The 26,168-nt window shown below is 33.1% G+C and carries 27 protein-coding genes; 14 read left to right on the plus strand and 13 right to left on the minus strand.

Annotation, left to right across the window (positions count from 1 at the left end; all coding sequences use genetic code 11):
* Positions 1–4: 4 nt before the first annotated feature.
* Positions 5–1,651, plus strand: a complete 1,647-nt coding sequence (gene pgi, locus IEV72_RS12235; protein WP_188459407.1) for a glucose-6-phosphate isomerase — start codon at positions 5–7, stop codon at positions 1,649–1,651.
* Positions 1,652–1,676: 25 nt separating this feature from the next.
* On the opposite strand, the gene IEV72_RS12240 is transcribed toward pgi, so the two are convergent.
* From IEV72_RS12240 to rlmH, 8 genes are all read right to left on the minus strand, one after another.
* Entirely contained in the window at positions 1,677–2,378 is a 702-nt protein-coding gene (locus IEV72_RS12240; RefSeq protein WP_188459408.1) for an RluA family pseudouridine synthase, read from the minus strand.
* Positions 2,379–2,432: 54 nt separating this feature from the next.
* Positions 2,433–3,011 (minus strand): hypothetical protein, encoded by a 579-nt coding sequence (locus IEV72_RS12245; protein ID WP_188459409.1) that lies wholly within the window; start codon positions 3,009–3,011, stop codon positions 2,433–2,435.
* Positions 3,012–3,164: 153 nt separating this feature from the next.
* The gene (locus IEV72_RS12250) at positions 3,165–4,793 is read right to left on the minus strand and encodes an acyl-CoA carboxylase subunit beta (RefSeq protein ID WP_188459410.1); all 1,629 of its coding nucleotides are present in this window, start codon (positions 4,791–4,793) and stop codon (positions 3,165–3,167) included.
* A 104-nt stretch (positions 4,794–4,897) separates the two neighbouring features.
* Complete coding sequence (locus IEV72_RS12255) at positions 4,898–5,458, minus strand: DUF3575 domain-containing protein (protein ID WP_188459411.1); 561 nt, start codon at positions 5,456–5,458, stop codon at positions 4,898–4,900.
* Positions 5,459–5,546: 88 nt separating this feature from the next.
* A complete protein-coding gene (locus IEV72_RS12260) occupies positions 5,547–6,053 on the minus strand; it encodes a DUF4890 domain-containing protein (RefSeq protein WP_188459412.1) in 507 nt (168 codons plus the stop codon).
* A 45-nt stretch (positions 6,054–6,098) separates the two neighbouring features.
* Positions 6,099–6,980 carry a sterol desaturase family protein gene (locus IEV72_RS12265; RefSeq protein ID WP_188459413.1) on the minus strand — a complete coding sequence of 294 codons (882 nt, stop codon included), beginning with the start codon at positions 6,978–6,980 and terminating at the stop codon, positions 6,099–6,101.
* A gap of 117 nt (positions 6,981–7,097) precedes the next feature.
* A complete protein-coding gene (locus IEV72_RS12270; RefSeq protein WP_188459414.1) occupies positions 7,098–7,571 on the minus strand; it encodes a methyltransferase family protein in 474 nt (157 codons plus the stop codon).
* A 7-nt stretch (positions 7,572–7,578) separates the two neighbouring features.
* A complete protein-coding gene (gene rlmH / locus IEV72_RS12275; protein WP_188459415.1) occupies positions 7,579–8,052 on the minus strand; it encodes a 23S rRNA (pseudouridine(1915)-N(3))-methyltransferase RlmH in 474 nt (157 codons plus the stop codon).
* A gap of 46 nt (positions 8,053–8,098) precedes the next feature.
* Between rlmH and nadC the strand changes: the two genes are divergently transcribed.
* The 6 genes from nadC (at position 8,099) to IEV72_RS12305 (ending at position 14,035) form a co-directional block, all read left to right on the plus strand.
* Positions 8,099–8,956 (plus strand): carboxylating nicotinate-nucleotide diphosphorylase, encoded by an 858-nt coding sequence (nadC, locus tag IEV72_RS12280; RefSeq protein WP_188459473.1) that lies wholly within the window; start codon positions 8,099–8,101, stop codon positions 8,954–8,956.
* The gene (locus tag IEV72_RS12285; protein ID WP_188459416.1) at positions 8,957–9,883 is read left to right on the plus strand and encodes a YihY/virulence factor BrkB family protein; all 927 of its coding nucleotides are present in this window, start codon (positions 8,957–8,959) and stop codon (positions 9,881–9,883) included.
* Positions 9,880–10,470 carry a chalcone isomerase family protein gene (locus tag IEV72_RS12290; RefSeq protein ID WP_188459417.1) on the plus strand — a complete coding sequence of 197 codons (591 nt, stop codon included), beginning with the start codon at positions 9,880–9,882 and terminating at the stop codon, positions 10,468–10,470. Before IEV72_RS12285 ends, IEV72_RS12290 begins: the two co-directional genes overlap by 4 nt.
* Positions 10,471–10,533: 63 nt before the next feature.
* The gene (locus tag IEV72_RS12295) at positions 10,534–11,019 is read left to right on the plus strand and encodes a biotin/lipoyl-containing protein (protein WP_188459418.1); all 486 of its coding nucleotides are present in this window, start codon (positions 10,534–10,536) and stop codon (positions 11,017–11,019) included.
* An 11-nt stretch (positions 11,020–11,030) separates the two neighbouring features.
* Positions 11,031–12,473, plus strand: coding sequence for an acetyl-CoA carboxylase biotin carboxylase subunit (accC, locus tag IEV72_RS12300; protein WP_188459474.1), 1,443 nt, complete (start codon positions 11,031–11,033; stop codon positions 12,471–12,473).
* A gap of 20 nt (positions 12,474–12,493) precedes the next feature.
* On the plus strand, positions 12,494–14,035 hold the full coding sequence (locus IEV72_RS12305; protein WP_188459419.1) for an acyl-CoA carboxylase subunit beta: 1,542 nt from the start codon (positions 12,494–12,496) through the stop codon (positions 14,033–14,035).
* 45 nt (positions 14,036–14,080) lie between these two features.
* Here IEV72_RS12305 and IEV72_RS12310 read toward each other — a convergent pair whose 3' ends face one another.
* Complete coding sequence (locus IEV72_RS12310) at positions 14,081–14,995, minus strand: glutaminase (RefSeq protein ID WP_188459420.1); 915 nt, start codon at positions 14,993–14,995, stop codon at positions 14,081–14,083.
* A complete protein-coding gene (pepE, locus tag IEV72_RS12315; protein ID WP_188459421.1) occupies positions 14,995–15,720 on the minus strand; it encodes a dipeptidase PepE in 726 nt (241 codons plus the stop codon). The genes IEV72_RS12310 and pepE overlap by 1 nt, the downstream gene beginning before the upstream one ends.
* An 88-nt stretch (positions 15,721–15,808) precedes the next feature.
* Between pepE and IEV72_RS12320 the strand changes: the two genes are divergently transcribed.
* The 6 genes from IEV72_RS12320 to IEV72_RS12345 all read left to right on the plus strand — a co-directional run bounded on the left by IEV72_RS12320 (position 15,809) and on the right by IEV72_RS12345 (position 20,997).
* On the plus strand, positions 15,809–16,585 hold the full coding sequence (locus IEV72_RS12320) for a BamP family beta-assembly machinery protein (protein ID WP_188459422.1): 777 nt from the start codon (positions 15,809–15,811) through the stop codon (positions 16,583–16,585).
* Between the two features lie 158 nt (positions 16,586–16,743).
* The gene (locus tag IEV72_RS12325; RefSeq protein WP_188459423.1) at positions 16,744–17,517 is read left to right on the plus strand and encodes a BamP family beta-assembly machinery protein; all 774 of its coding nucleotides are present in this window, start codon (positions 16,744–16,746) and stop codon (positions 17,515–17,517) included.
* Positions 17,474–17,989: a DUF6702 family protein gene (locus tag IEV72_RS12330; RefSeq protein ID WP_373284008.1), complete on the plus strand. Its 516-nt coding sequence runs from the start codon at positions 17,474–17,476 to the stop codon at positions 17,987–17,989. The genes IEV72_RS12325 and IEV72_RS12330 overlap by 44 nt, the downstream gene beginning before the upstream one ends.
* Positions 17,990–18,041: 52 nt before the next feature.
* A complete protein-coding gene (locus IEV72_RS12335; RefSeq protein WP_188459424.1) occupies positions 18,042–20,351 on the plus strand; it encodes a M1 family metallopeptidase in 2,310 nt (769 codons plus the stop codon).
* 140 nt (positions 20,352–20,491) lie between these two features.
* A complete protein-coding gene (gene tatA / locus IEV72_RS12340) occupies positions 20,492–20,779 on the plus strand; it encodes a twin-arginine translocase TatA/TatE family subunit (protein ID WP_188459425.1) in 288 nt (95 codons plus the stop codon).
* On the plus strand, positions 20,779–20,997 hold the full coding sequence (locus IEV72_RS12345) for a YgaP family membrane protein (RefSeq protein ID WP_188459426.1): 219 nt from the start codon (positions 20,779–20,781) through the stop codon (positions 20,995–20,997). The genes tatA and IEV72_RS12345 overlap by 1 nt, the downstream gene beginning before the upstream one ends.
* Here IEV72_RS12345 and IEV72_RS12350 read toward each other — a convergent pair whose 3' ends face one another.
* The 3 genes from IEV72_RS12350 to IEV72_RS12360 are packed head-to-tail and all read right to left on the minus strand — an operon-like array spanning position 20,998 to position 24,185.
* Positions 20,998–21,639 (minus strand): O-methyltransferase, encoded by a 642-nt coding sequence (locus IEV72_RS12350; protein ID WP_188459427.1) that lies wholly within the window; start codon positions 21,637–21,639, stop codon positions 20,998–21,000.
* Positions 21,639–22,721, minus strand: coding sequence for an amidohydrolase family protein (locus IEV72_RS12355; protein ID WP_188459428.1), 1,083 nt, complete (start codon positions 22,719–22,721; stop codon positions 21,639–21,641). The genes IEV72_RS12350 and IEV72_RS12355 overlap by 1 nt, the downstream gene beginning before the upstream one ends.
* A 9-nt stretch (positions 22,722–22,730) precedes the next feature.
* Positions 22,731–24,185: an aldehyde dehydrogenase gene (locus tag IEV72_RS12360; RefSeq protein ID WP_188459429.1), complete on the minus strand. Its 1,455-nt coding sequence runs from the start codon at positions 24,183–24,185 to the stop codon at positions 22,731–22,733.
* 206 nt (positions 24,186–24,391) lie between these two features.
* Between IEV72_RS12360 and IEV72_RS12365 the strand changes: the two genes are divergently transcribed.
* A complete protein-coding gene (locus tag IEV72_RS12365) occupies positions 24,392–26,116 on the plus strand; it encodes a TonB-dependent receptor (RefSeq protein WP_188459430.1) in 1,725 nt (574 codons plus the stop codon).
* The last annotated feature ends 52 nt before the right edge of the window (positions 26,117–26,168 follow it).

Raw genomic sequence — 26,168 nt, forward strand, 5'->3', positions numbered from 1 at the left:
CCGAATGGCTTTAGCTGCTATCAACCCAACTGAATTAAGTGCTTGGAAAAAATTATTGTCAATTTTTGAACAAGAGAAAGATATTTCAATTTTAGAACATTTTAAAAATGAACCAAACCGAACTGAAGAATTTTCAATTCAATCTGAAGAGTTTTTAGTTGATTTTTCAAAACATAGAATTTCAAAAAAATCACTTTCAGCTTTAGTTGAACTAGCAGAAGAGTCAGGTTTACAAAAAGCAATTCAACAGTATTTTGAAGGAACTTCTATAAATGCCACCGAAGAACGCGCCGTATTACATACTGCACTTAGAAACTTCGATAAAAATTCATCGGCTTCAGTAGATGGAGAAAAAGTATATGACGCTGTTAATCAAACGCTTCATAAAATTGAAAAATTTGCAAATTCAGTGAATAACGGAAGTTGGAAAGGTTATTCAGGTAAAGCTATTACAGATGTTGTTAATATTGGTATTGGCGGTTCAGATTTAGGACCTAATATGGTAGTAGATGCTTTAGGATTTTACCACACACACATCAAAACACATTTTGTTTCTAATGTAGATGGCGATCATGTTTTAGAAAGTATAAAACACCTAAACCCAGAAACTACTTTATGTTTAGTAGTCTCAAAGTCTTTTACCACACAAGAAACTTTAAATAACGCCAACACCATTAGAAGTTGGTTTTTAGAACACACTACACAAGACCAGATAGAAAAGCATTTTGCTGCTGTATCTGCTAACGTAGATAAAGCCAATGAATTCGGAATAGCTTCAGATAATATTTTCCCGATGTGGGATTGGGTTGGTGGTCGATTTTCTTTATGGAGTGCCGCTGGACTTTCTATTGCATGTGCAGTAGGTTTCAACAACTTTAAAGAACTATTAAAAGGAGCTGAAGCCATGGATCAGCATTTTCAAACGGCTTCTTTTGATGAAAACATCCCTGTAATTATAGCTTTAATTGGAATTTGGTATGCAGACTTTTATGATGCAGAAAGCGAAGCTATTATTCCATATACACAATATTTACAAAAATTAGCTTCTTACTTACAGCAAGCTAGTATGGAAAGCAATGGGAAAGGAGTAGATCGCTCTGGAAACAATGTAACTTACCAAACAGGTTCTATTGTTTGGGGTGAACCAGGAACAAATTCTCAACATGCATTTTTTCAATTGATGCATCAAGGAACTAAATTGATTCCTGCAGACTTTATAGGTTTCAAAAAATCTTTACACGGCAATAAAAGACATCATGATTTATTAATGGCTAACTTTTTTGCCCAAACTGAAGCACTTTTAAAAGGGAAATCAGCAGAAAATGTTACTGATGAATTAAAAAAACAAGGGAAAACAGATGCACAAATACAAGCATTGTTGCCTTTTAAAGTTTTTGAAGGAAACAGGCCAACTACTACCATTTTAGGTGAAAAGTTATCCCCAAAAAGCTTAGGAATGCTCATTGCCATGTACGAACACAAAATATTTGTACAAGGAGTAATTTGGAATATTTTTAGTTACGACCAATGGGGTGTAGAACTAGGTAAACAACTTGCCAATGCTATCTTAGATGATTTTAAAACCAATAAGTTTAATCATCATGACGCATCTACGGCTCAACTTTTAAAAGCATATCAAGAAAGTAAGTAGCAAATAATAGTAAAGTTTTCAGTTTCTACTCACAAGCTTTCCAGATTGCATCATGATTTGGTGTTGGAGCTTTTATGCTTAGTTTTTCGTTAGTAACAGGATGCATGATTTCTAGCTTGCGAGCATGTAAATGTATACTTCCATCTGGGTTGCTTCGGTCAAAGCCGTATTTTAAATCTCCTTTAATGGGGCAACCTATTTTAGAAAGCTGACTTCTTATTTGGTGATGTCTACCTGTAAGTAAATCTACTTCTAACAGATGGTAATTATCTAGACTTTTTATCAATTGGTAACGTAAAATAGCTTTTTTGCTATCAGGAACTTCGTTAATATTGGCGTAGGATTTGTTTTGTTTAGAATTTCGTTTTAAAAAATGAATTAATTCTGCGTTTTCTTTTTCAGGCTTGTTTTTAACAATTGCCCAATAGGTTTTTTGGGGTGACTTGTTGGCAAAAGCTTTGTTTAATCTAGTTAATGCTTTAGAAGTTTTAGCAAAAAGAACAATCCCACTTGTAGGTCTATCTAAGCGATGTACAACACCTAAATATACATTTCCAGGTTTGTTATCTCGTTTTTTAATGAATAACTTGATCAATTCACTCAGGGGTAAATCGCCTGTTTTATCACCTTGTACTAAATCTCCTGCTCGTTTGTTTACTACCAATAAATGATTGTCTTCAAATAAGATATCAATATTATCAGTTGTGGTTTTCTCGTGTTTTGGCATTTTACAAATGTAACCGAATAATACACGTATTCAAATCTAAAAAGTAAGTGTAATTTATAACAAAGAAGTTTCTTTAAATTTTAAACTTACGAAATCTTTAAACTGCTTGTCAAATTTCATAAAATGCTCGGTGTACTCTACATCACTTATTAAAAATAAATGCTGTTTGTTATTATCCTGAATGCTAATTCTATCTTGCTTTTCATCTAATTCTGCTAAGTTAAATTTTGTAAGAAAACGATTTTGTAATTCTAATATTTTAGTGTTTGTTGCATAAGGAAAAACCCTCGAAACCATAAGGATTTTATCTTGAAAAAAATGAAATAACAATTTTTGTTTTTCACCATCCCGAATGGTCTTATACAAATAAATTTCAGTTTTAGGTTTATTAGTTAAATTTACTACAGTAACAGGTTTTCCAAGTGTTTTTCTTAATTCTTTAGATGTTGAAGTAAAAGAAACATCTTCTAAGAAATGAATTTCATTTTGTACATGAATATAATTTTCACTATGAGCACAAAATTCTTCATATAAGCCGAAATCAGCGTATTTAAAGTATACTGAATTATAGTCGTAATTAAATCTCTTATTTCCCGTGATTTTTCGAAACCACGAATTTAAAAATGATAACATAATAGACGTTTTTTGTGGATAATCTTCTACAAAACTAAACACTACTCTACAAAATTAAACAGTAGATATTAATTACATCTAAAATTATGTTAATTAAATAAAATAAAATGAAAGATTTTTTAAAAAAGGCTCGGAAATGATTTGATATTCTCCTTACGTTTGAATTACGCCTAGATTAAAGTCTTTAGTAATAGGCGCATGATTAGCAACATCTATTCCGTTAGAAATCCATTTACGTGTATCTAAAGGATTAATTACTGCATCTGTCCAAATTCGTGCAGCTGCATAATATGGACTAGTTTGCTCATCGTATCCAGATTTAATTCTATCAAAAAGCTCTTTTTCAACTTCTTCAGTAATCTTTTCGCCTTTAGCTTTTAAGCGAGCTGTTTCAATTTGCAGCAAAACTTTCGCAGCTGAGTTTCCACTCATTACTGCTAATTCAGCTGATGGCCAAGCAACAATTAATCGCGGGTCGTAAGCTTTTCCACACATGGCATAATTTCCAGCTCCGTATGAATTTCCAATTACAATTGTAAATTTTGGAACTACAGAATTACTCACTGCATTTACCATTTTGGCTCCATCTTTTATAATACCGCCATGTTCGCTTTTACTCCCTACCATAAAGCCTGTTACATCTTGTAAAAACACCAAAGGAATTTTTTTCTGATTGCAATTGGCAATAAAACGAGTGGCTTTGTCTGCAGAATCTGAATAAATTACACCACCAAATTGCATTTCTCCTTTTTTGGTTTTTACAATTTTACGTTGATTAGCAACAATGCCAACTGCCCAGCCATCGATGCGAGCATAACCTGTTAATATGGTTTGTCCGTATCCTGCCTTGTATTCTTCAAATTCAGAATGATCTACCAAGCGATTGATAATTTCCATCATATCGTATTGATCACTTCGTTTTGCTGGTAAAAAACCAAAAATTTCGTTGGGATTTAATTTGGGTTTAGCTGCCTTTTTTCGGTTGAATCCAGCCGAGTCAAAATCACCAATTTTATCCATGATGTTTTTAATTTTGGTCAACGCATCTTTATCATCTTTGGCTTTATAGTCGGTTACGCCGCTGATTTCACAATGCGTTGTAGCACCACCAAGGGTTTCATTATCTACACTTTCGCCAATTGCAGCTTTTACCAAATAACTCCCAGCAAGGAAAATACTGCCTGTTTTCTCCACAATTAGGGCTTCATCACTCATAATTGGTAAATAAGCACCGCCAGCTACACAACTCCCCATAACAGCAGCAATTTGTGTAATTCCCATACTGCTCATTACTGCATTGTTTCTAAAAATACGGCCGAAATGTTCCTTATCCGGAAAAATTTCATCTTGCATTGGTAAATACACACCAGCACTATCAACCAAGTATATAATTGGTAATCTATTTTCTATTGAAATTTCTTGAGCGCGTAAATTCTTTTTACCGGTAATGGGAAACCAAGCACCGGCTTTAACTGTAGCATCGTTAGCCACTACAATTACTTTTTTACCGGAAACCTTTCCAATTTTCACAACCACTCCACCACTAGGGCAACCTCCGTGTTCTTGGTACATTCCATCACCTGCAAAAGCTCCAATTTCTATGGCATCTTTAGGTTCATCTAGTAAGAAATCAATGCGCTCTCTTGCGGTCATTTTTCCTTTGGAGTGATGTTTTTCAATTTTTTTCTCACCACCACCTAAGTAGACTTTTTTTAGTCGGTGGTTTAAATCTGAAACCAAAAGTTTATTATGATCTTCGTTTTTATTGAATTTGATGTCCATAGGTAGATTTTAAACTTGCTAATTATTGATGTGCTAAAATACGAATACTTGCTGATTTTTTATAAAAAGCACTACTATTTTATTGATTCCTTATTTTAGGAGAATTAGAAACGGTATCCAAAACTTACATTGAAACGAGGTACTAACCAATCATCTTCTCTGCTGGTATATATATTTCTAGCTAAACCAATACCCACATCGAGAAGCAAGTTATTTCTTGAAATCAATTTGGTTCCAAAAGCAAAACCTATACCTAAATTGTGGCTGTTGTTTTCTTTAAATTCGGTATAACTACCTGTGTAATAATAGTCATAATCTTCAATAGAATTGTACATGGCAAAAACTTCGCCGTAAAATCCACCTGCATATTTTTTGGCAAAATACTGCCGATAATAGCCAGAGATTTGATGTTTGAATTCCCACAAGTCATCATCATAAGTATACATTACAGTAAGTCCAATACCAGAATTTTCATTGAGTACATATTCATAATTGGCTTCAAATGCGCCGAGCAGTAAATACAATGCGTTTAAGCGTATTTCGTTTATGCTCTCGTCAATTTCAGCTTCATTTTCAGCTTCATTAATTGAAGACTGCGCAGTAATATTGAATACGGAAAGTTTAGTAAATACTAGAAGTAACACAATTTTAGAGAAGTTTTTCATCGGTTTTATTTTGCTTTTAAAAATAGTATAAAAACAAAAAACTGCTTTAAATTTAAAGCAGTTTTTGAAATAAACATTTATTTTTTAATTATCGTCTTTCATTTCTTCTATTCTGATTCGATGATCTTGAGCGTTCACTTTTTCGTATCTGATCGGCTCTATTTTCCATACGTTGAGCTTTTCTTTCTTTTCTAGTTTGAGCCTTTTCTTTATTCATATCGTCCCATTTCTCAAATTGCTCAGGCGAGAGTATTTCCTGCATTTTGTTTGTGGTAACTTTTTTGCGCTCTTCTACATCAGCTTTCATGGACATTCTTTTAGCTTTCTCTTCATTCCGCATTCTTCGTTGTCGTGCTCTTTTTTTTCTAACTTCTTTTTTGGCTTCAACAATTTCAGATTTCAACTCTTTATTGGTTTTAGCTTGTTCCATAAAGAAAGTTTTGAGTTTCTCTTTCTGAGTTTCGCTCAATTCTAAATTTTTATCTAAACGATCTATTCTTTGTTGAGCGCGATCTTCAAGGTTTGTTTGTTTTAGCTTTTGTGCATAACCAAAGCTAAAAACAAACATCAACGTAAAAATAAGTATATTTTTCATGGTCTTTTTGTTTCCTATAATGGTTCAATTTTCGTGCCAGTATGTTTAATTCTTTTTTTTTTTAACAAAAGGCGCTTTAGCTTGACTAAAAAAACGATCAGGATAATGTTCATCTCCATGAAATCCTAATTCAATATTTCTTCCGTTGTTGGGAATGTATGCTGTATTAAAAATATAATCCCAAATGCTCAAGCTAATACCGAAATTCATTCCATAAGGTTTGTGTTCAGGCAATTCTTTCGAATGATGCCAAATATGCATCTGCGGATTATTGAAAAGATATTTTAATGGTCCATAATTCCAATTTAAGTTAGCATGATTCAAATGACCAACAAACACTGTAAACATGTGTACTACAAAAAATTCTTGAATACCAAAACCAATCATAGCTATCGGAATGTATTGGGCCGTTTTATAAAAAACGGTTTCCATAAAATGAAACCGGAAATGCGCATTAAAACTCATTTCTTTCACCGAATGATGTACTTTATGAAATTCCCATAACCAAGGAATTTTGTGAAGCAGAACGTGAACATTCCATTGAATAAAATCGGCTACCACAAATAGAATTAAAAATTGAGACCAAATAGGGAGCTGGTCAACCTGAAAAGCGATGATGTTTTCAAGACCAAACAAACCAAAAAAATCATTAAACAATTCTACACCAATGTTAGAAATGGCATTATAACCTACCAATGAAAAAAGGAAGAAATTGAAAAGTATGTAGAATGAGTCCAACCAAAAACCTTTTCGAAATATCTTTTGCTCTTTCCTCCAAGGAAGTATAATCTCAAAAATCCAAACCAAAATGGATAAACCAATTAACCAATAAAAGTAATTGGTCCAACTAGGATTGCTAATTTCATTTATCAAATAATTGAAATAGCCCGAAAAAGATTCTAGAAAAATATCTACGTATTTATTCATCTTGCAAAATTACTCAATTGGCTTGTGTTTTCTGTAACATTAGTTACGAAGAAAGATTTTACAAAGATTAAAGTTTCTAAAAAAAAAATGCTCTTCTACCAAAAGCTTTTGAAGCATTTATTTTGTTTTTGAATGAAATAGCTTCGGAAAAAACATTCCAGTTTTCTTTTTATAGGCTTTGTATTCAGGAAATTTCTGTTGAAGCAATTCTTCTTCATAGAAAGCTTTAAAGTAGATGAAAACATGAAACAAGAATCCAATTGCAATTTTGTATTCAGATGCATAAGCAATTCCCCAAGCGTAAAATAGAATTAAAATTCCACTATAAATAGGATGTCTTGAAAATGCATAAACGCCATTGGTTTGTAACTGCATTCCATCTTTAGGTGAAGGAAACGGAGAAACCAAAGAATTCATACTTAAAACAGCAAGAATGGACCAGAGCAAACCCATGCCAGCAATGAGTTGAAATAATATTTTAAAGTCGTTTGAAACTTCCCATTTCACAACATCAAAATCTTGAAAATAAAGCACAAAAAACACAAGTTGAATAGAAACATAAACCCAATCTTTAACCGACTTTCCTTTCATTTAACTTTTATTGATGGTGATATGGTAAATTATTTAAAATGCTAAACGCTCTATAAGTTTGCTCTGTGAAAAACAAACGAATCATTTGATGAGAAAATGTCATCTGCGATAAGGAAACGCTAAGTTTTGAAGTAGAATAAACGGCTTCAGAAAATCCATAAGGTCCACCAATAACAAACACCAAGTTTTTCAGTCCTTTGTTCATTTGCTTTTGCATCCAATTGGCATAATTTACAGAATTGAATTCTTTCCCATTTTCATCTAATAAAACCAAAAAATCAGTTGGCTTCAATTTGGCTAAAATCAACTTTCCTTCTTCAATTTTTTGTTCATCTTCACTTAGTTTTTTCCTGTTTTTCAGATCTGGAACAATTTCAACTTTATATTTTACAAATCGGCTGAGTCGCTTTTCGTAATCTTGCACTAAGATTTTCAGCGCTTTACTGTCAGTTTTTCCTACGCAAATTAGGGTAATGGTCATCTTTAAAATTAGCCTTAACTTTGTGAAATTCAAAAATAGGGAATACATGATTAGCGAAGCACAATTTCAAAAAGAAATAGATATAATTATTGCCAATGCATTGCGAGAAGATGTAGGTGATGGCGATCATTCTTCTTTGGCTTGTATCCCTAAAGACGCCAAAGGTGAAGCTAAATTGTTGGTTAAAGAAGATTGTATAATTGCTGGTTTAGATTTTGCCAAGCAGGTTTTTCAACATATTGATGGTAATTCTGAAATTGATTTTAAAGCCAAAGATGGAGATGCTTTAAAAGTCGGAGACATTGCTTTTACTTTAAAAAGTAACAGTCAAAGTATTTTAAAAGGTGAACGCTTGGTGCTTAACGCCATGCAACGTATGAGTGCAATTGCTACTAAAACCAAAGCTTTTACTGATGTTTTAGAAGGAACTAAAACCAAGATCTTAGATACTCGAAAAACTACGCCAGGGTTTAGAGCTTTAGAAAAATGGGCGGTAAAAATTGGTGGTGGTGTTAATCATCGGTTTGCATTGTACGATATGATTATGCTGAAAGATAACCACATTGATTTTGCGGGTGGAGTAGACCAAGCTATACAAAAGACTCAGGCTTATTTAAAGCAAAATAATTTAGATTTAAAAATTATTGTTGAAGCAAGAGATATAAATGAAATTCAAAAAATTATTCAACACAACGGAATTCATCGAATATTGATCGATAATTTTTCTTTTGAAGATACATGTAAAGCAGTACAATTAATCGGTGATTTTTGTGAAACTGAATCCAGCGGTGGCATTACGCTTTCCTCAGCTAGAGATTATGCAGATTGTGGAGTAGATTATATTTCAAGTGGAGCCTTAACGCATTCTGTTTACAATGTAGATTTAAGTTTAAAAGCCATTTAAATGAGTGACCAATTTGATAGAACCTTGACCAAAATTCCTGTTCTACGTAATTTGGCTGTTTTAAGTAGAAAGTTAAAAGTACCTGGAACAGATGGTTTGTCTTTTTATAGATTGTTTAAAATATATGTTTTTGGTATTATTAAAGGAACTTTTTCTACCAGAGCAAGTTCGATTGCTTTTAGTTTTTTCATCGCTATTTTTCCATTTCTTCTATTTGTTTTAAATTTAATTCCTTTTGTTACTTTTATAGATAATTTTCAAGAAGAGTTATTAGCTTTTATTCAAGAATTGCTGCCGCCCCAAACTTCAGATTTTTTCAATGAAATTTTTCTAGATATTGCCAATAATCCTAGAGCTGGTTTACTATCATTTGTATTTATTCTTTCTATTTTTTTAATGTCTAATGGAGTAAATGCCATATTAACTAGTTTTGAATTTTCGTATCACACCAATATTAATCGAACAATTTTTAGACAATACATTGTAGCAATGGGTGTGGCTATTATTATTGCCATATTATTACTATTAACCGTAATATCAACTATTTACCTAACTTACTTAATTGAAGACTTTAAACAACTTAATATATTTATAGATGAAATATATTGGATACGCGTTGGGCGGTATGCTATTTTAATAGGAATGCTATACCTAGGTTTAAACGTGTTGTATTATTTTGGAACACGTGAGAGCAGAAATGCAAAGTTTTTTTCGGCAGGAGCATTGCTAACCACTACTTTAATTATTCTTACCACAATTTTATTTTCAATTTATATTGAAAATTTTGCCAGTTATAACAAACTTTATGGTTCAATAGGCGCATTGCTAATTTTACTATTTTATATTTGGTTAAATTCAAATATACTTTTATTAGGTTTTGAGCTCAACGCTTCTATTTACAAACTAAAACGAACACACAATAAATGATCTTATACAACTTCGAGAAAACTATTCTCTTTATAGGTATCTTTTTTTCGCTGAGCTTCGTTAATCAAGCCACTGCACAAATTGAATTATCAGGCACAGAAATTCCTTCATATCTAGAAATAAATTCAAAAGACACATTACAACTTTTTGGAGCAGGTGCACGTGAAATTCTTTGGCTAGATGTGTATTTAGTAGTTATTTATTTCAATGAGTCAGATTACAATTCTGAAGAACTTATACTCTCTAACAAAACAATGGGATTGAGACTATATATGAAGTCTAGCTTAGTTTCCAAGAAAAGAATTAAAATGGCTATTGAAAGGGGTTTCAATAAATCTACACAAGGAAATTACAAGAAATACAAAACTAGAATAGAACAAATGATAGATTCATTTGAAGAAGAAATTTATAAAAATGATGTGATCGATTTAATTTATTTTCCTTCTGAAGAAACTCGTTTTTATAAAAACAACCAATACTTAGGTACCATTCAAGGTGCCGATTTTAAGCAGGCTTTATTTGGTATTTGGTTATCTGAGCATGCCGTAGATAAAGATTTAAAAGAAGATCTCCTAAAAGGAATTTAAATGCATTTTAATGGGGCATAAAATGGATAATAATTATATTTACCCAAGTTTAAAACCAATTACATGAGCAAATTGTATAAAGCCAAAGTGAATGACGAATTTGAATTTGAGTTCACACAAGAAGAAATAGATAAAGTAGACAGTTTTTCTCCCACTTCTAAACAAATCCACATACTGCATGAAAACCAATCGGTTACTACAGAAGTAATACAGCAAAATTTTAATCAGCAAGCCTATCAAATTAAAGTCAATTCAAACATTTATAAAGTACAAATCTCAAACGATTTAGATGTATTGATTAAAGAAATGGGGCTGTCTTTAGCAGCTTCTTCTCAGATAAACGAGATAAAAGCACCAATGCCAGGCCTAATTTTAGATATTAAAGTAGAAGAAGGACAAGAAGTTAAAGAAGGCGAGACTTTACTAATTTTGGAAGCCATGAAAATGGAAAATTCAATTACTGCTCCCAGAGATGCCGTGATTAAAAAAGTTCCTATTACACAAGGAAACACTGTAGCTAAAAATGAATTGTTAATCGAAATGGAATAATGATGCAGAGCATAAATAAAATATTAGTTGCCAACCGTGGTGAAATCGCACTACGCGTTATGAAAAGTATACGAAAAATGGGAATCAAATCGGTTGCTATTTTTTCTGAAGTAGACCGAAATGCACCCCACGTTAGATATGCAGATGAAGCCGTTTGCGTGGGAAAAGCCGCTTCAAACGAATCCTATTTAAGAGCAGATAGAATCATTGAAATCTGCAAACAATTACATGTAGATGCCATTCATCCAGGTTATGGTTTTTTAAGTGAAAATGCAGATTTTGCTGAAACCGTAGAAGAAAACAACATTATTTTTATTGGTCCTAAATCGCATGCAATTCGAGTTATGGGCGATAAATTAGCAGCTAAAGATGCGGTGAAATCCTACGATATACCGATGGTTCCCGGAATAGATGAAGCCATTACCAATGTAGAGAAAGCCAAACAAATAGCTAAAGAAATCGGTTTTCCAATTTTAATAAAAGCTTCAGCTGGCGGTGGCGGAAAAGGAATGCGAGTAGTTGAAGAAGAAAAGAACTTAGAAGAACAAATGCAGCGCGCCATCAGCGAAGCCAAATCTGCTTTTGGCAACGGAGCTGTTTTTATTGAAAAATACGTGGGTTCACCAAGACATATCGAAATTCAAGTTTTGGCAGATACACATGGAAATACAATTCATTTATTTGAGCGGGAATGTAGTGTACAACGCAGGCATCAAAAAGTAGTAGAAGAAGCTCCTTCAGTTATTTTAGACGATGCATTACGAAAAGAAATGGGCGATGCTGCCGTACGAGTAGCCAAAGCTTGTGATTATGTAGGTGCAGGAACAGTAGAATTTTTAATGGACGAGCAGAAAAACTTCTACTTCTTAGAAATGAACACCCGCTTACAAGTAGAACATCCAGTTACTGAAATTATTTCAGGAGTAGATTTAGTCGAGCAGCAAATTAAAATCGCTCGAGGTGAAGTTTTAGAAATAAAACAAGAAGATTTAAAAATACAAGGTCATGCATTAGAATTACGAGTATATGCAGAAAATCCTTTAGAAGATTTCTTGCCTAGTGTAGGTTTGTTAGAACGTTATAGACCGCCATCTGGCGAAGGAATTCGGGTAGACGATGGTTTTGAAGAAGGCATGGAAGTACCTATTTATTACGATCCGATGTTGGCTAAATTGGTTACTTTCGGCAAAGATCGAAACCAAGCTATACAACGTATGATTGAAGCCATCGATCAATATGAAATTAAAGGCATTGAAACTACATTGCCTTTTGGGAAATTTGTTTGTAAACATGAAGCTTTTGTAAGTGGAAACTTCGATACTCATTTTGTTAAGAATTATTATACGCCAGATTTGCTTCATGAGGAAACTAAAAATGAAGCCAGAATAGCTGCGTTAATCGCCATAAAAAAATATCAAGAAGACCAACAAAAACTCCGTTTACCAAAGGTCTAACTCAAAAAGCATTTATTGAAATGAGCAAAGCAATAGAAAATTTACAAGCTAAAATAAAACAAGCCAAACTTGGCGGTGGTCAAGTTAGAATAGACAAACAACACGAAAAAAAGAAACTTACTGCAAGAGAACGCATCGACTACTTTTTAGACGAAGGCTCTTTTGAAGAAATGGGCATGTTGGTCACACACCGAACAACAGACTTCAACATGGACAAACAACAGTTCTATGGTGATGGAGTAGTTACGGGTTATGGCGCAGTAGACGGAAGATTAGTTTACGTATACGCGCAAGATTTTACCGTTTTTGGCGGAGCACTTTCTGAAACACACGCGGAGAAAATTTGTAAAATCATGGACAAAGCTGTGCAAGTTGGAGCGCCTATTATTGGACTAAATGATTCTGGTGGTGCGCGAATTCAAGAAGGAGTTCGTTCCTTAGGCGGTTATGCTGATATTTTTTACAGAAATGTACAAGCCAGTGGCGTAATTCCACAAATCTCGGCTATTATGGGACCTTGTGCAGGCGGAGCAGTATATTCTCCTGCCATGACGGATTTTACTATTATGGTACAAGATACCAGTTACATGTTTGTAACTGGGCCAAATGTGGTTAAAACCGTTACCAATGAAGAAGTAAGTTCAGAAGAATTAGGTGGAGCAAGTGCACATTCAACTAAATCAGGTGTTACGCATTTTACAGCTCAAAATGATATTGATTGCCTAATGCAAATCAAGAAGTTGTTGAGTTACATGCCGCAAAATAATCAAGAAAAACCTGAAGATATAGAAATTCAGTTGGATGAAGAATACCGTGAGCAATTAGAGCACATTGTTCCTGAAAATGCCAACAAACCTTATGATATGCACGAAGTAATCAAAGGCATTATTGATGAAGATTCCTTTTTTGAAGTGCATAAAAATTATGCGGATAATATTCTTGTAGGTTTTTCTAGAATAGGAGGTAAGAGTGTTGGAATAATAGCTAACCAACCTATGAGTTTAGCCGGTGTTTTAGACGTAGATGCTTCCAAAAAAGCAGCACGATTTGTTCGTTTTTGTGATGCTTTTAATATCCCACTTTTAGTGTTGGTAGATGTACCAGGATTTTTACCCGGTACAGATCAAGAATGGAGTGGAATTATTTTACATGGCGCTAAATTGCTGTATGCATTAAGTGAAGCTACTGTTCCAAGAGTTACGGTAATTACTAGAAAAGCCTATGGTGGCGCTTACGATGTTATGAATTCGAAACACATTGGAGCCGACTTAAATTTTGCATGGCCAACCGCAGAAATTGCCGTTATGGGAGCAAAAGGAGCATCAGAAATTATTTTTAGAAAAGAAATTGCTTCAGCTGAAAATCCAACTGAAAAATTACTAGAAAAAGAAGCAGAATATGCTGAAACTTTTGCTAATCCATACAAGGCAGCTCAACGTGGTTTTATAGATGAAGTTATTCTTCCAAAAGATACACGTAGAAAGTTGATCAAAGCTTTTACCATGCTAAAGAATAAAGATGTGCTAAGACCTAAACGAAAACACGGTAATATTCCTTTATAACATAAAATAGAAACAATTGAAGCTTAAATATAGTTAGCACTTTATTTAGAAAATAGATAAGCCAGTTAAATTGGTTAATTCTTCTAGAGCTTTCATGCCTAAACTTGAATTTCCTTTATCATTGAGTTTTGGACTCCAAACAGCAACAGAGAATTGCCTGGGATGAACAGCAACTATACCGCCGCCAACTCCAGATTTCCCTGGTAATCCTACACGGTAGCTAAATTCGCCAGCTTCATCATAAAATCCACAGGTTTGCATAATAGAATTGATTCGTTTCACACTTTGATTATTAAAAACTTGATGGTTTGTACCTGATAACTTTCCGTCATCTGCAAAAATTTTATACGATGTTGCCAATTGTTTACAAGACATGTTTAAGGAACATTGGTAGAAATAAAAGTCTAAAACTGCTTCTGGGTTGTTTTTAATATTGCCTAAAGATTTCATGTAATAAATTAAGGCTACGTTCCTAGAACCAGTTGCTTTTTCAGATTCGGCAACGCGCTCATCATAAGCAATACTTTCATCTTTACTTATTTTTCTAACAAAATTTAGCAAATCGTCTTTTGGGTTTTCCAGAACACTTAAAAGCAAATCTGCAACAACAATAGAACCTGCATTGATAAATGGGTTTCGTGGTATTCCATTTTCGTTTTCGAGTTGTGTGAGTGAATTATATGCATTTCCCGAAGGTTCTACGTTTACTCTTTTCCAAAGATCATCGCCAACAATTTCTTTTGCTAAAGCAAGAGTATAAACTTTTGAAATACTTTGTATTGAAAATAATTCATTGCTATCTCCAAAAGCGTAATCTTTTCCATCAACACAGGAAAGATGTAAGCCAAATTTATCAGGATTTACTTTCTGTAATTCAGGTATGTAATTAGCTACTTTTCCTGTTTTAGGAAGTTTGCTAATTTTATGCTCTAGCTTTTCAATAATGTGTTGATAATCCATTAATTTAACTTTACTGAATTCAAATCAAAACCACTGTCAATTTCTTTAATGCTTTGCTTATGAAACAAACGTGCACTGAGATTTCCTTTTAAAAGTATTTTACTGTTTTCTAAATGCAACCAGCTTCCTTCTCTTAAACCTAAAACCATTTCTTTATTATAGGTCATAAACTCTTTTATTCGGGTTTCTCGAGTTTCACCCATATGTTTATCATTAGCAATAGGATCTAAATAATGTGGATTTATTAAAAACGGAACAATACCTAAAGCATCAAAACTCGGCGGGTAAACTATAGGCATATCGTTTGTAGTTTTAATACTTAAACCACAAATATTACTGCCTGCGCTTGTGCCTAAATAAGGAGTTCCATTAGAGATTTTCTGTTTCAGAGCATCGAGTAAGTCAAACTTATACAATTGATTTAATAGCACAAAAGAATTTCCACCACCTGTAAAAATGGCTTTCGCATTTTTAATGGCTTCAATTGGTTGATTAAACTGGTGCAAACCAACACATTTTTTTCCAATTTTAGAAAAGGCTTCATTTGCTTTTTGGGTGTATGCATCATGACTAATTCCACTTGGTCTTGCAAAGGGAACAAACAAAACTTCGTCTATATTCTTAAATAAATTAACTAATTCAGGCAGGAGGTATTCCAAATATTTGCCTTGATGTAAGGTTGAAGTACTGGCTAATAAACATTTATAATTAGAAGTATTTGTCATTTTAACTCTTTTAATTAATTGTTGTTTCGTGTTGTAAACTTCGCTGATTTTATATATATTGTTGTATCTTTTAAACACATTTAACATCATGAGAAATTTTTATCTAATTCTTTTTTTTCTGCCCTTTTTAACTTTTGCTCAAATAACAGAACGTGTTTTTGTTGAAGGAAAAGTAAACGTGCCTTTGCAAGATGATGCTGCCAAAATTGATGTATATAATAAAACAACCGAAAAAGGCACTATTACTAATGAAATTGGCGAATTTCAGATTTTTGTTGGCGTAGGTGATGAGTTGAGTTTTTCTGCAGTTCAATATGTAGATTTTTCAGTTTTCATCAACCAAACAATTGTAGATAATAAAAAAATGACTGTTTTGTTACGTGAGTCTGAAAATACACTTGATGAAGTTGTTATTAAACCCTATGATTTAACTGGAAACATTGTTGTAGATGCGCAAAAAGTGAAAACTACCGATAAAATCAATTTAGATAAAGACACAAAAAAAGCAATTAACACCATGGAAGGTGAATACACTGCAGATCGTCAAACTGCAGAGCGAAAATCTATTGTAGATGAACAATTTATTGAATACGGATTAGACGTTGCTAATATTTTTAGAACCATTTTTAAAAATGTGGGTAAAAATGAAAAAAATGAATTACCTAAAGATTTAGATGTTACCGTTAGAAAGATGTATGACGACGATTTTTTCAATGAATATCTAGACATCGACAAGAAAAACATCAATGAATTTATCTTCTTTGTTCAAGACACTGGTTTTAGTAAAGAGTTATTGAAGAAAGAAAATCAACTTGACTTTATTCAATTTTTGGTAGAAAAATCCAATGAATTCAAATCTAATTAGTAACAAAATTTACTTTGTTTTGGATGCACTACAGGATTATTCAAATTATAGATGATTTATTTTTCTCTTTTTCAATTTTAAAACTGCTGTAAAAACAAAAATTTATAATTGCAATTTTTAAGAATGAAGTTCGTTAATTCAAATATGCAATCTATAGAATGAAGCTTCAACAAATACTTGTTTATATTTCACTTTTCTTATTTTCAGGAGTTTGTATTCATGCGCAATCAATAAATTTAGAAGGAAAAATTATAGCTGACAACGAAGAAACAGCTTTTGTAAATATTATTAATCTTTCACAAAAAACAGGCAGCATTAGTAATACCAAAGGAGAGTTTAATGTTTCGGTTCATTTAAACGATACATTAATTTTTAGTGCTGTTCAGTTTGAAAAACTTGAGGTGGTAATTTCTGAAGAGATAATTCAAAATGAATTTTTAGAAGTTCAGTTAGTTGAAAAAAATAATCTTTTGCGCGAAGTAGTTTTAAACCCTTATGGTTTAACAGGAAATTTAGTTGAAGATGCGCAAAATATGCCAAGTTACGTTTTTGACTATAAAGCTGCAGGTTTAAAACCACCCCGAAAACCTTTGTCTCAAACTGAAAGAAGATTGTACACCGCGACCAGTACTTCTGTAGATTATATTCTAAATTCAATAAATGGAAGAATTAAAAAACTCCGCATGTTAAATGAGTGGAGTAAATTAGATGATTTAAAAAATGATATACAACAACGCATTCCTAAAACATACTTTGTTACAGATTTAGGAATTGAAGAAAAGTACCTAGAAGATTTTATTTACTTTTGCATAGAAGACAATGCGTTAAAATCATACGTACAAAATAACGAAGATTTAGAAATCATTAAATACCTTAGACTAAAAGCCGATGCTTATAAACTACTTAAAGCCAACGAAATTTCTACTCATTAGTCTTTTTTGTTTCTCTCAAACCAGTTTTAATTCCCATAAATTTTACGTTAGTGTTACGGATGTGGAGTATAAAACTGAAGAAAAAGCAATTCAAATAATCAGTCGAGTTTTTGTAGATGACTTTGAAGATGTGTTAGGAAAAAGATTTAGCATTCCAATAGTGTTGCTTCCTGATGAAGAATCAAAAAATGCAGATCAATGGATCTCGAGATACATCAATCAAAAATTAAATATTGAAATACAAGGTAAAGAAGTTCAACTCAATTTTATAGGAAAGCGCTATGAAGATGATAGAATTTACCTTTATATTGAAGCTGAAAACATTCCTGATTTTAATTCTATTTCAGTTGAAAACCTAATCTTAACCGATTTATTTGAAGAACAAAAAAACTTGGTACACTTCAAAAAAAACAAGGAATTGAAAAGTATGGTTTTAACTAAATCTAAGTCAAAACATACTTTTACCTACTAACATTTTATCAAACCTAAAAAATAACTATTTTAGCAATCAAAATTTGAAAACTATGAGAAATTTATTGAAATGTATTTTCGTTTCAAGCTTGTTTCTTCTACCATTAACTTTAATGGCACAGGAAGAAGAAGAAAAACAACAAGGCCACACCAACGAGAATAAATTTAAACAGCTTCACGATTTATTTGCAACACCAAACTCTTATCGAACAGCTGCGGGAGCTCCAGGACATGAGTATTACCAAAATACAGCAGATTACCAGATGAATATTGTGTTGGACGACAAAACACAACGTTTAACAGGTGAAGCTACAGTTACTTACACCAATAATTCTCCAAACGAATTGGAATACCTTTGGATGCAATTGGACCAAAACATTAGAGAAAAAGGAAGCCCAGCTAAAGAAAAAGACGGTGCTGGTTTTTCACCTGTAATGCCAGTAGAAAATTTCACAGAAACTTACATGGGTGAAGAATTTGATGGCGGTTTTAAAATTACTTCGCTAACCAAAGACGGCCAACCATTACCACATAAAATAAATTGGACAATGATGCGCATAGATATGCCACAGTCTTTGAAGCCTGGAGAAAGTTTTACATTTGATATCGAATGGAATTATTTAATAAATAATCACGTAACAAACAGAGCAAGATCAGGTTATGAACATTTTGAAGAAGATGGAAACAACGCTTATGTTATTGCACAGTTTTTTCCAAGAATGGCGGTGTATAATGATGTAGAAGGATGGCAAAACTACCAATTTTGGGGTAACGGAGAATTTGCACTTCCTTTCGGAAATTACGATGTAAAAATTACAGTTCCTGAAGACCATGTTATGGAAGCTACGGGCGAACTTCAAAATAGAAAAAAAGTATTTACAAAAGATATGATGAAACGCTATGATGAAGCAAAAAAATCTTTTGATAAACCTGTTCTAATTGTAACCCAAGAAGAAGCAGAAGCTGCAGAAAAAGCTTTTGCAACAAAAACAAAAACATGGGAATGGAAAGCTGAAAAGGTTCGAGATTTTGGTTTTGCTACTTCTAGAAAATTCATTTATGATGCCATGAATGTAAAGATAGGAGATAAGGAAGTCATGGCCATTTCACTTTATCCTAAAGAAGGAAATCCACTTTGGGAAGAATGGTCAACTTATGCAGTAGCTAGTACTTTAGAAACTTACAGCGATTTTACATTTCAATATCCTTACCATAAAGCTATTTCAGTTCACGCAAAAAATCAAGGAATGGAATATCCTATGATTTGCTGGAATTACGGAAGACCAAATAAAGACGGAACTTATTCAGATCGAGTAAAATATGGAATGATTAGTGTTATTATTCATGAAATAGGACACAACTATTTCCCAATGATTGTAAATAGTGATGAGCGCCAATGGGGTTGGATGGATGAAGGTTTAAATACGTTTATGCAATATTTAGCTGAACAAGAATTTGGCAAGAAACATCCTGATGCTTTAGGTGGTTTAGATGCTTATCCTTCAAGACGTGGAGAGCCTTCTAAAATTGTAGATTACATGAAGGGAAACCAAGACTACATATCTCCAATCATGACTAACCCTGAACAAGTTTATCAACTTGGAAACAATGCGTACGGAAAGCCAGCAACTGCACTTAATATTTTAAGAGAAACAGTAATGGGACCAGAATTGTTTGATTATGCTTTTAAAACTTTTGCTCAACGCTGGATGTTTAAACACCCAACTCCTGAAGACTTTTTTAGAACTATGGACGATGCATCTGCTGTAGATTTAGATTGGTATTTTAGAGGCTGGTTTTATACTACAGATTATGTAGACATTGGTGTAAAAAGCGTAAAAGAATATTTACCAACCAATACACCTACAAAAAAAGGCAAAGAGTTACTGGCTCGTTACGGAATTACAGATCCAGAAAACGACCCAAGAACTGCTGGAGCTGTGTATGTAGTAGAAGTAGGTTCAGAAGATTTTGATGAAGCTATGCTAGAAAAAGATCCTTTAGAAAACGCCCCATTATTAAATGAATTTATAATGGATAACTTTTCTGCTCAAGAACAAGTAGACTTAGATGTACCAAAGTATTTTTATGAAGTTACCTTCAACAAACCAGGTGGTTTAGTAATGCCTATTATTGTTGAATATGCTTACGAAGATGGTTCAACTGAAAAAGTAACCTATCCAGCACAAGTTTGGCGTAAAAACGACAAAGAAGTTAGCAAGGCAATTACATCTGATAAGCGAATAGTTAATATAACTGTAGATCCTGATATAGAAACCGCTGATGTAGACTTGTCTAACAACAACTGGCCAGCTAAAGAAAAAGAGTCTGAATTTGATGAATTTAAAAATAAAGAAGACTAGAAAGATTTTATATTAATTAGACTAAAAAAACCACGTTTGAGAAAACGTGGTTTTTTATTTCTTGAATCCAGCCTTTAAACCTATTCATAATTTATAATTTATCCGTATTTGAGCACTTCAGTATTTCGTATATTTGCCCTATGAATTTAATATATTTCATTAGCGGAGGAGAAATTGCCATCATATTACTGATTGTGGTTATGGTTTTTGGTGCAGATAAAATACCTGATATTGCTCGTAATCTTGGTAAAGCAGCTAAATCGGTTAAAAATGCCACAGACGAAATTAAATCTGAAATCAACAAGTCTTCTGAAAGAACTTCTCAGGAGTTTGATAAAGTAGATATTACCAAACAGATAGACAAAGAAGCGGCTAAGGTAAAAGATGACATAGATGAAATCACTGGACCCGTAAAACGAAGATTTTAATGCAGCTAAATAGAAACGTAGGAAAATTAGACCGAGCCATTCGAACTTTAGTAGCTATAGGAATTGCCTTGCTTTACTTATTTGATGTGATTTCAGGAATATTGGGTATGGTCTTAACCGCACTTGCTATTATTTTACTAATTACAAGTCTAGTTAATTTTTGCCCTTTGTATAAAATTATCGGCTTCAACTCTTGTAAATTCGATCCTGAAAATTAATTACTTTACTCGCGTAAGTGTTAAGCCATCTCTTATGGGCAACAAAACAGATTCAACAGCTTCATGTTGATTGATGTATTTGTTGTAATCTATTAAAGCAAGAGTATCTTTATCTTTAGGGTTTATATCTTCAACAACTTTACCGCTCCATAAAACATTGTCTGATAAGATTAAAGCACCAGGATTACATAAGGGTAAAGCCAAGTCAAAGTAGTTTTTATAATTCATTTTATCGGCATCAATAAAAACCAAGTCAAATTGAATATTTAAACTTGGAATAATATCTAATGCATTTCCAATATGTTGAAAAATCTGACTTGCTTTACCTGATTTTTCAAAATACTTAGTTTGCATCTCTTCTAATTCTTCATTTTTATCAATCGTATGCAATTGGCCTTCGGTTTGTAACCCTTCAGCTAAGCACAATGCAGAATATCCTGTGTAAGTTCCTATTTCTAAAATGTGGGTTGGAGATTTTAGTTTCGAAATTAAACTCAATAACCTTCCTTGAAAATGGCCGCTTAACATTCGTGGCTGCAAGACCTTTTGCCAAGTTTCTCTTTGCAATTCTTGTAAGATTTTTGGTTCTGGCATGCTGTGTTCTTCAGCGTAAGCTTCAATGTTTTCAGGTAAGAAATTCATTAGCTTAAAATTCTTTTTACCAATTCTTCTTTACCTTTTTCATCGTCTCCATACAACCATTGCAATACATTGTTAGACCAAATTTGGTCACGTTCAATTTCAGAAATTACATTTTGGTCTACAGCTAAATCCAATATTTTTCCTGGATACGAAGACTGTTTTTCGCTTTCCATTTCACCTAATGGATATGGATCGTCAAGTCCAGTAATAATTTGTTTGGGTTGTTGATTATCTACTAATAATTTAAAGGATTTAGTATCATGAACTAAGGTATCAAAGAAAATATTTCGATGACCAACTGATTTTCTTGGATGCACTTTACCTTCAAATAAATCGGGTCTACCATCAAAACCTTGAATTCTTCTTCCTAAGTTAATTTGTGCCAATTGTCCACCATGTGCAAAACACACCCGCATGTTTGGGAATTTGTCTGGATATCCGTTTAACGTGTGAAAGTGATAGGCATCTGCACATTGGGCTAACATCCAAATCAGGTGAAATCGCCAAGATGTATTTTCTAATTTTATAAACTTTTCTCCATCATAAGGATGCACTTCAACTGCTAAATTGTACTTGCTTGCCATTTCGAAAATCGGTTCGTTTTCTTCATCAAAAATACATCGCCAAGTACCAATACTATCCATATAATGCGTTGGTAAACAAAGCAAACGCAAGCCTAAATCTTCAACACAACGTTCAATTTCCCATAAAGCACCACGTACAAAACCAGGATGTACTACAAATCCGCAAGAGAATTTTGTAGGATGGTCTTGTTGTACCCGCGCATTGAAATCGTTTTGAAAGCGCAAAGCTTTTTTCATTTCTTCTACCCGAAGTCCGTTACCATATAATTGCGATAAATTTAAAATAACCGCATGGTCTATATTGAAACGCTCCATCCATTCTAATTTTTCATTTAAGAAAAAACTAGAATCGGTAACAGGGCGTTTCCAGCCTTTCTGAAGCATGAATTTTTTATCTTCATCTACCCAAAAAATTTCCTTTTCACGCATAAAATCAGGAATTTCTTCAGGATAGGGAAGCAAGTGTGAGTGTCCGTTTATTCTTAATTTTTTTTGCATAAATGTGTTTTATGGATGTTGGTTATAAGCAATACAAATGTTTTTGGGTTCAGTGAAAAACCGAAGGGCTTCTAAACCGCCTTCTCTACCCACGCCACTTTGCTTTGTGCCGCCAAATGGCGTTCGTAAATCTCTATTTAGCCATGTATTTACCCAAACTATTCCTGTTTCTAATTCTTGGCTTAGGCGCATGGCACGATCTATATTTTGGGTCCAAAGCGTTGCCGATAATCCGTAAGGACTTTCGTTGGCTAAATGCAATGCTTCCGTTTCGTCTTTAAACGGCATTATTGTAACTACAGGTCCAAAAATCTCTTCTTGGTTTAAAGCACAAGTATTAGATTGTACTTCGATAACAGTAGGTTCAAAGTAAAAACCATCTTCATAATCTTTTACTTTAACTCGATTTCCACCATGTAAAAGTTTTGCGTTTTGATGCTTTATTTGTTGAACGTAGCTTTCTACTTTTTCTAAATGTGCTTTAGAAACCAAAGCGCCCAAATTAGTTGATTTTTCTGCGGGATGACCCACTTTTAATTTTTTAACTTCATTGATAAAGTCTTTTTTAAATTGCTCGTAGATGCTTTTTTCAACAAAAATTCTTGATCCGCACAAACAGATTTGTCCTTGGTTAGCGAAAGAGGATTTTACAGTAGTGGCTAGCATTTTAGAATAATCGCAATCTGCAAAAATTAAATTTGGGTTTTTTCCGCCTAACTCTAAAGACAGTTTTTTAAACTGCGGAGCTGCTTCTGTTGCTATGTGTTTTCCAGTTGCAGTGCCACCTGTAAATGAAATAGCTTTAATTTTTGGATGTTTTACTAAGGCATTTCCAACCGCTGGCCCTAAACCGTGTACAATGTTTAAAACGCCTTTGGGAAGTCCAGCTTCAATACATATTTTACTTAACATAAAAGCAGTAACAGGAGTAACTTCACTAGGTTTGGCTACTACGCAATTTCCTGCTGCCAAAGCGGGAGCAATTTTCCAAGTGAATAAATACAAAGGTAAATTCCAAGGTGAAATGCATCCTACAATTCCAATAGGTTTTCTAAGCGTGAAATTAATGCTTTGTAATCCAGAGCTTTCATGTGCTTCAGATGAAAATTGTGTGATGGCTTTTGCAAAAAAACTAAAATTTTGTGCTGCTCTAGGAATATCTACTTTAGCCGCTAAACTAATAGGCTTACCATTGTCTTTAGATTCGGCTCTTGCCAAATCTTCTGCATTGTTTTCTATTAAGTCTGCAATATTTTGTAAAATTTTACTTCGAAATGCTAGCGTTGAATTTTTCCAATTTGGCAAAGCTTTTTCAGCAGCTTGTACGGCAAGTTCAATATCATCTTTATTGCTACTCGGCATTTTTCCATAAACTTTGGCAGAAGAAGGATCTATTACATCGAGTTGCAGCTTGCTAGTAGATTCAACAAAATCTCCATTTATATAATTTGAAATTTCTAACATTAACAATTCTTAAAAAGTAGGATGCAAAATACTTATTTTTTTATGAAAATGATAATTTTCAGATTTAAGATTCCAATTCATTGCGTATTTATATTCTCAAGCAAAGATTTATGATTTTAAGCAATAATAAAGCCATTTTAGAGTTATCAATTTCGTTAAAGTTTAGTTTATTTGTAAACATTAAAATGCCCTGTAAAAAACAGACTATGCCAAATTTAAAATCTATTTTGTGGATTAGTTTTTCTGTTTTTTTTCTTGTGAATACTTATGCACAAAGAGAAAAAGACACCATAACACCAGAAAAATTAATTATTACTAAACAGTACAATCCTAGTGTAAACGATGCTTTTAAAATTAAAAAGCAGCCTAAATTCAATGATAGTATTCTACCCAAGCCGCAGGTTTTAAATTACTCTATTTTAGAAGTTCCCGTGGCTTCAACTTTTACGCCAGCGAAGGGAAGAGCTGGTGGTTTGCGTTTAACATCAGATAATCTAGATAATTTTAATAATTATGCTAGAGTAGGTGCAGGTAACTTTACCAGTATTTTAGCTGAATTTTTTAGCGAATTAGCCTTAAACGATCATCAACGATTAAACATTGGCTTATCTCACTTTTCATCGCAAGGCGGTATTGATGAAGTAGAGCTGGATGATGATTTCATGACCAATGCGCTTCAACTTAAGTTTAGTTCTGAAGAACAAGATTTTGTTTGGGATTTACACGGCGGTTTAGCCTATAATGCTTATAATTATTATGGAGTTCCAGAAAACATTTTGCCAATTATAGATGGAGAATTAAACGATATTTCTCAAAATTATTTAAGCTTTAATTTAGGTGGAAGTTTAGCTTTTTATGATGCATTTTTTAAAAATGTTGAAGTAGATTTTTCTAATTTTTCAGATAATTTCAGTAGCCAAGAAAACAGGTTTGTATTGAAACCACAAGTAGACTTTTTTATAGGCGACCAACGTATTGAAAACAGCTTTAAGTTTGATTATTTAGGAGGTGAATTTAAAAATGAAAGCCTTGGAGACTACAATTACGCTTTTGCAATAACGGCTTACAACCCAAATATTCAAATAAATGAAGAACGCTTTAGTCTTAAGCTTGGTGCGGACTTTACGTATTTATCAGATTTAGAAAATAGCGAAGGCAGCTTTTATGTATACCCAAAAGTGGAAGGTAGTTATCAAATAACGCGAGATAATTTAATAGCTTTTGGTGGAGTAGATGGAGGTTTAGATCAGAATTCTTATCAAGATTTTTCAAACTCTAATCCGTTTATTTCTCCAACCTTTGGTGTTGCACCTACCAATAGACAATATGATGCTTTTTTAGGTCTTAAAGGAGGAAGTTATGCCTTGAGTTACAATGCAAAAGTGAGTTATACATCTTCAGAAAATAATCCTTTTTTTACATTAAACAATACAGCAAGCACAAGTGGAGAAGCTTTTAATTATAGAAATTCTTTTGGTCTTGTGTACGACGATTTAAATACTTTAGCGCTTGATGTTGAAATAGATTACAGCTTAAATAATAAATTAACTGTTGGTTTTTTAGCCAATTACTCTTCATATGATGTAGATCAACTAGAAGCTGCATATAACTTGCCTGAAACAAGTGCGTCTGTATTTGCAAACTACAAAATGAATGAAAAATGGAAGTTTGGAGCTTCGGTATTTTTTGTTGGAGAACGTGAAGATTTAGCCTTACAAGAATCTTTAACATCACCATTTGATGAACTTGAGATAGTTACCTTGTCTAGTTTTGTAGATGCAAATCTTTCTGTACAATATAAAATTAATAATCAATTACACGCTTTTGTTGAAGCTAAAAATATTTTTGGAGGAAATTATGAGCGTTGGTTGAATTATCCGGTTCAAGATTTTCAAATTCTAGGTGGAGTAAGTTTTCAGTTTGATTGGTAAAACTTAACAATTTAGAAACATTGAAAGAAGGAATTGATTTAATTTTGCACAC

Origin of the sequence: Psychroflexus planctonicus, from assembly GCF_014640195.1 — a bacterium.
Lineage (GTDB): Bacteria > Bacteroidota > Bacteroidia > Flavobacteriales > Flavobacteriaceae > Psychroflexus > Psychroflexus planctonicus.

What these genes read in the sequence shown, in the direction of transcription:
- pgi (WP_188459407.1), top strand. Translation starts at nt 5, where the DNA reads ATGGCTTTAGCTGCTATCAACCCAACTGAATTAAGTGCTTGGAAAAAA.
- IEV72_RS12240 (WP_188459408.1), bottom strand. Translation starts at nt 2,378, where the DNA reads ATGCCAAAACACGAGAAAACCACAACTGATAATATTGATATCTTATTT.
- IEV72_RS12245 (WP_188459409.1), bottom strand. Translation starts at nt 3,011, where the DNA reads ATGTTATCATTTTTAAATTCGTGGTTTCGAAAAATCACGGGAAATAAG.
- IEV72_RS12250 (WP_188459410.1), bottom strand. Translation starts at nt 4,793, where the DNA reads ATGGACATCAAATTCAATAAAAACGAAGATCATAATAAACTTTTGGTT.
- IEV72_RS12255 (WP_188459411.1), bottom strand. Translation starts at nt 5,458, where the DNA reads ATGAAAAACTTCTCTAAAATTGTGTTACTTCTAGTATTTACTAAACTT.
- IEV72_RS12260 (WP_188459412.1), bottom strand. Translation starts at nt 6,053, where the DNA reads ATGAAAAATATACTTATTTTTACGTTGATGTTTGTTTTTAGCTTTGGT.
- IEV72_RS12265 (WP_188459413.1), bottom strand. Translation starts at nt 6,980, where the DNA reads ATGAATAAATACGTAGATATTTTTCTAGAATCTTTTTCGGGCTATTTC.
- IEV72_RS12270 (WP_188459414.1), bottom strand. Translation starts at nt 7,571, where the DNA reads ATGAAAGGAAAGTCGGTTAAAGATTGGGTTTATGTTTCTATTCAACTT.
- rlmH (WP_188459415.1), bottom strand. Translation starts at nt 8,052, where the DNA reads ATGACCATTACCCTAATTTGCGTAGGAAAAACTGACAGTAAAGCGCTG.
- nadC (WP_188459473.1), top strand. Translation starts at nt 8,099, where the DNA reads ATGATTAGCGAAGCACAATTTCAAAAAGAAATAGATATAATTATTGCC.
- IEV72_RS12285 (WP_188459416.1), top strand. Translation starts at nt 8,957, where the DNA reads ATGAGTGACCAATTTGATAGAACCTTGACCAAAATTCCTGTTCTACGT.
- IEV72_RS12290 (WP_188459417.1), top strand. Translation starts at nt 9,880, where the DNA reads ATGATCTTATACAACTTCGAGAAAACTATTCTCTTTATAGGTATCTTT.
- IEV72_RS12295 (WP_188459418.1), top strand. Translation starts at nt 10,534, where the DNA reads ATGAGCAAATTGTATAAAGCCAAAGTGAATGACGAATTTGAATTTGAG.
- IEV72_RS12305 (WP_188459419.1), top strand. Translation starts at nt 12,494, where the DNA reads ATGAGCAAAGCAATAGAAAATTTACAAGCTAAAATAAAACAAGCCAAA.
- IEV72_RS12310 (WP_188459420.1), bottom strand. Translation starts at nt 14,995, where the DNA reads ATGGATTATCAACACATTATTGAAAAGCTAGAGCATAAAATTAGCAAA.
- pepE (WP_188459421.1), bottom strand. Translation starts at nt 15,720, where the DNA reads ATGACAAATACTTCTAATTATAAATGTTTATTAGCCAGTACTTCAACC.
- IEV72_RS12320 (WP_188459422.1), top strand. Translation starts at nt 15,809, where the DNA reads ATGAGAAATTTTTATCTAATTCTTTTTTTTCTGCCCTTTTTAACTTTT.
- IEV72_RS12325 (WP_188459423.1), top strand. Translation starts at nt 16,744, where the DNA reads ATGAAGCTTCAACAAATACTTGTTTATATTTCACTTTTCTTATTTTCA.
- IEV72_RS12330 (WP_373284008.1), top strand. Translation starts at nt 17,474, where the DNA reads ATGCTTATAAACTACTTAAAGCCAACGAAATTTCTACTCATTAGTCTT.
- IEV72_RS12335 (WP_188459424.1), top strand. Translation starts at nt 18,042, where the DNA reads ATGAGAAATTTATTGAAATGTATTTTCGTTTCAAGCTTGTTTCTTCTA.
- tatA (WP_188459425.1), top strand. Translation starts at nt 20,492, where the DNA reads ATGAATTTAATATATTTCATTAGCGGAGGAGAAATTGCCATCATATTA.
- IEV72_RS12345 (WP_188459426.1), top strand. Translation starts at nt 20,779, where the DNA reads ATGCAGCTAAATAGAAACGTAGGAAAATTAGACCGAGCCATTCGAACT.
- IEV72_RS12350 (WP_188459427.1), bottom strand. Translation starts at nt 21,639, where the DNA reads ATGAATTTCTTACCTGAAAACATTGAAGCTTACGCTGAAGAACACAGC.
- IEV72_RS12355 (WP_188459428.1), bottom strand. Translation starts at nt 22,721, where the DNA reads ATGCAAAAAAAATTAAGAATAAACGGACACTCACACTTGCTTCCCTAT.
- IEV72_RS12360 (WP_188459429.1), bottom strand. Translation starts at nt 24,185, where the DNA reads ATGTTAGAAATTTCAAATTATATAAATGGAGATTTTGTTGAATCTACT.
- IEV72_RS12365 (WP_188459430.1), top strand. Translation starts at nt 24,392, where the DNA reads ATGCCAAATTTAAAATCTATTTTGTGGATTAGTTTTTCTGTTTTTTTT.